The organism is Okeania hirsuta (assembly GCF_003838195.1).
Classification (GTDB): Bacteria; Cyanobacteriota; Cyanobacteriia; order Cyanobacteriales; family Microcoleaceae; genus Okeania; species Okeania hirsuta.
The window spans coordinates 1-4,449 of the sequence record NZ_RCBY01000390.1; the positions used below are offsets into that span (position 1 = coordinate 1).

The window sequence follows — 4,449 nt, forward strand, 5'->3', positions numbered from 1 at the left end:
TCACAGATAGGTAGAGGTTTTAAGTACTTAAAACCTCTACCTATCTGTGAAATTATTTAATTGAAATAGTATCAGCTCCCCTATTCCCCATTTAAAGTCATACATTCAAAAGTCAAAAGTTAGAAGTGATATTTTAAGTACTTAAAATATCTACCTATTTGTGACATTATTTAATTGAAATGGTATAAGCTCCCCTACTCCCCTACCCAGGTGATTATCAAAAAGACCGACTAACAGGATTTCTGAATCCAGAACAAGACCCTCTGGGCACGGGATATCACCTAATTCAATCTCGTATTGCTATTGGTTCTGGACAGATGTTTGGTAGGGGGCTATATCAAGGTACTCAAACTCAACTACATTTTATCCCAGAACAGCATACAGATTTTATTTTCTCAGCTATTGGCGAAGAGTTGGGTTTTGTTGGTTGTATTCTGGTACTTTTAGCTTTTTGGTTTATTTGTCTGCGGTTGGTTATTATTGCTCAGACTGCTAAGGATGATTTTGGTTCTCTGATTGCCATTGGAGTATTATCAATGTTAGTATTCCAGGTTTTTGTGAATATTGGGATGAATATTGGTTTGGCTCCTGTGACTGGTATCCCACTACCGTTACTTAGTTATGGGCGATCGGCTTTGTTGAGTAATTTTATTGCCCTGGGGTTAGTGGAGTCAGTGGCTAATTACAGTGCTAAATCTAGGCAAGGTTTTTGACAATAGGCAACAGGCAACAGGCAACAGACAACAGACAACAGACAACAGACAACAGACAACAGGCAACAGGCAACAGGCAACAGCTCATCTGGGACAGAGCTATTTCATTTTTGATAATCACCTGGGTAGGGGAGTAGGGGAGCTTATACCATTTCAATTAAATAATGTCACAAATAGGTAGATATTTTAAGTACTTAAAATATCACTTCTAACTTTTGACTTTTGAATGTATGACTTTAAATGGGGAATAGGGGAGCTGATACTATTTCAATTAAATAATTTCACAGATAGGTAGAGGTTTTAAGTACTTAAAACCTCTACATATTTGTGAAATTATTTAATTGAAATAGTATCAGCTCTCCTACTCCCCATTTAAAGTCAAAAATAAAAAATCAAAAGTTAGAAGTTAGAAGTGATATTTTAAGTACTTAAAATATCACTTTTGACTTCTAACTTTTGACTTTTGACTTTTGACTTTTGACTTCCGATAACTTTTGACTTCCGAAATATTTTGCCCTAGTTGTAGTATAATATAATTCAGAGTACATAATACTTTTATATATTATTAAGCTTTGATTCAATCCGAGACTTTAGAATTACTGGAATGGCCTCGCTTGTGTCAGCACTTGGCCACTTTTACAGCAACGAAATTGGGTGCGATATTGCTCCACAATTCTAGGACTTTTAATATCGGCGATCGCCAAGACGCTACTAATTATTTACCAATTCCGTCAACAAAGGCGGAAACTATACAACTATTAGCTGAAACGAAGGAAGCATATATACTAGAAACTCGTCTTCTACAGGGTTTGTCCTTTGATGGTATTGAAGACTTTGGAGATTCCCTGGAAAGAGCAGAACTAGGTGGTATACTTTCTGGAGGTGAAATTTTAGCTATTGCGACAACTTTGGCAGGCGCTCGTAAGTTACGTCGGACAATTGATAATTATGAATCGGAATATGAGTTGTCAGTTTTGCCGGAATTAGTAGCTGAGTTACGCACTTATCCAGAACTAGAACAGGAAATTCACCGCTGTATAGACGACCGGGGAGATGTTACAGACCGAGCAAGTCCCAAACTGGCGGGTATTCGAGAAAAAATGCACCATTTGCGCGATCGCATTGATGGGATACTTCGAGGCATTTTACAACGGAAAGCTAGTGCTATTCAACAACCAATTATTACTCAAAGGAGCGATCGCTTTGTAATTCCTGTCAAAGCACCTCAAAAGGATGCTGTACCTGGTATTGTTCACGATACATCTACAACAGGTTCTACATTATACATTGAACCTAATGGAGTTGTCAACCTCAATAACCAAATGCGACAACTACAGCGTCAGGTCCAAAGAGAAGAAGAAGCGATTCGGCAAGCATTAACAGAGCAGGTGGCAGAAGTCAAGGAAGACTTGGAGCAGTTATTGATAATTGCTACTACAATTGACCTCGCTACAGCTCGCGCTCGTTATAGTTTATGGTTAGGAGCAAACCCCCCTCAATTTACTGAACCAGATTCCGATCGCCCCGTGAATATCCGTCAATTGCGACATCCGTTGTTAGTTTGGCAACAGCAATACGAAGAAGGAAATGATGTTGTACCTATTGATGTGACGGTGAAATCTCCAGTTAAAGTTGTGGCAATTACGGGCCCGAACACTGGAGGTAAAACTGTTACCCTGAAGACCTTGGGGTTAGCTGCACTGATGGCAAAAATAGGATTATTTATACCTGCTAATGAACCTGTTGAGTTGCCGTGGTTTGAACAAATCTTGGCTGATATTGGTGATGAGCAATCATTAGAACAAAGTTTATCTACCTTTTCTGGTCATGTTCGACGCATTATTAGGATTCTAGAAGCAATAGATGAAGATGAAAATCAAGAAAATTCTGATTTATCTTCTACTCTGGTTTTGTTAGATGAAATCGGTGCTGGTACAGACCCCACTGAAGGTAGTGCTTTAGCAACTTCTATATTGCAATATTTGGCTGACCATGCACTATTAACTGTGGCAACTACCCATTTTGGAGAACTTAAAGCTCTCAAATATGACGATGAAAGGTTTGAAAATGCTTCTGTAGAATTTGATATCAATTCCCTACAACCTACATACCGCCTGCTGTGGGGAATTCCAGGGCGTTCTAATGCTATGACTATTGCTGGCAAGTTGGGTTTAAAACAGGAGATTATTTATAGAGCGCAAGATTATGTGGGAGGAAATTCTGAAGATGTGAATCAGGTGATTGCAGGTTTGGAAGCACAAAGACAGCAACAGGAAACAAAGGCGAAAGAAGCTTCTGAGTTACTACAAGAAACTGAGTCTTTACATCGGGAAGTTGCTAGAAAAGCTGCTGCGCTAAAAGATCGAGAAAGAGATTTACAGTTGTCGCAAGAGGTGGCGGTACAGGAAAAAATTGCTGAAGCAAAGGCAGAAATTGCTGCGGTAATTCGGAATTTACAACAGGGTCCGTTAACTGCTCGAAATGCTCAGAAAGCTACTGAAGCTATTAATGAAATTTCTGAGAAATATTTGCCTTCTCGTACTGTCCCTGTGAAGAAACCGAATTTTATGCCCAAGGAGGGCGATCGCATTCGGATTCCCAAAATTGGGCAAACAGCAGAAGTGTTGAGCGCTCCTAATGAGAATGATGAGTTAACTGTTAAATTTGGAATTATGAAAATGACAGTTAGTTTGGCAGAAGTGGAATCTCTTGATGGTGAAAAAGCAGAGCTTTCTAAAAAGAGTAAAAATGTAGAGGCACAAAAGAGTAAGAAGTCAGAAAGTAAGTCTAAGGAAACTCCAGCAGAGATTACTTCTAGTGGTTTAGCTGTTCGTACTTCTCAAAATAGTATTGATATTCGTGGAAGTCGGGTGGCAGATGCTCAAATTGAGGTAGATAGGGCACTTTCTCGGGCGATCGAGTATGGTTTGTTGTGGATTATTCATGGTAAAGGTACTGGTAAATTGAGACAGGGTATCCATGAGTTTTTGCAGGATCATCCGTTGGTAGAGCGTTATGAATTAGCGCCGAGAAATGACGGCGGTAGTGGGGTAACTATTGCTCATTTAGTGTAGTGCGACTCATTAGTGTAAAATTTTGGTCTACCTGAGTCCAAAGACCCTCAGAAGTTGATAACAAGCATGAAAAGTAGATAGGAGGAGCAGGGAATAGTTCTTAAATTGTTTAGGGGAGCCATATAGAAACCATTTGGGTTCTTTTTAACTCATGGCTAGTCTTTTAAGCATTAGCCTTACAAAACAAAGATTAATTTTGGTGTTAGCATGCTCAAAAAAGATTAATTCAAGCAGGTGAAGGAAGAAAAAAGGCTTTAACCAAGGAATAATAAATCACTTAAATATTAGACTTGTCGCGAAATAAAACCTTAAAGTGAAATGGGAAAATTCTGGTTTTCACTGATTAAACTATGCTACCATTAAGTAAAAATTCCAGAGTCCAGCCGCAGTGAACATGAAGCGATCGTCGCGCATCTTTGATGTGATTTCGATATCATCCTCTAGCTGCATTATATCTGTTTACCCCAGATATTGTCTGTTCACTTTTGACGCGGTCGCTACTTTTTTCTTGATTGAGATGTTTTTGTTGGTCAGTTAATATCAAATCCGGTAGCATCGGTATAAAAAAATTAAACCTGATAAATTAAGGGATGAATAGTAAGAGTTGGGCGATCGCCATGCCGAGATTGTTAAAGCTAGAACCACACAAAAGTATCGAAGAG

The 4,449-nt window shown here is 39.0% G+C and carries 2 protein-coding genes and 1 pseudogene; all 3 read left to right on the forward strand.

Going from position 1 to position 4,449, the window contains the following annotated elements:
• Positions 1-212: 212 nt before the first annotated feature.
• Positions 213-713: pseudogene (gene rodA, locus D5R40_RS30660) on the forward strand (rod shape-determining protein RodA); the annotation flags it as partial.
• Positions 710-850, forward strand: a complete 141-nt coding sequence (locus D5R40_RS30665) for a hypothetical protein (protein WP_161564724.1) — start codon at positions 710-712, stop codon at positions 848-850. The pseudogene rodA and the gene D5R40_RS30665, both read left to right, overlap by 4 nt.
• A 435-nt stretch (positions 851-1,285) precedes the next feature.
• The gene (locus tag D5R40_RS30670) at positions 1,286-3,787 is read left to right on the forward strand and encodes an endonuclease MutS2 (RefSeq protein ID WP_124145452.1); all 2,502 of its coding nucleotides are present in this window, start codon (positions 1,286-1,288) and stop codon (positions 3,785-3,787) included.
• Positions 3,788-4,449: the final 662 nt, after the last annotated feature.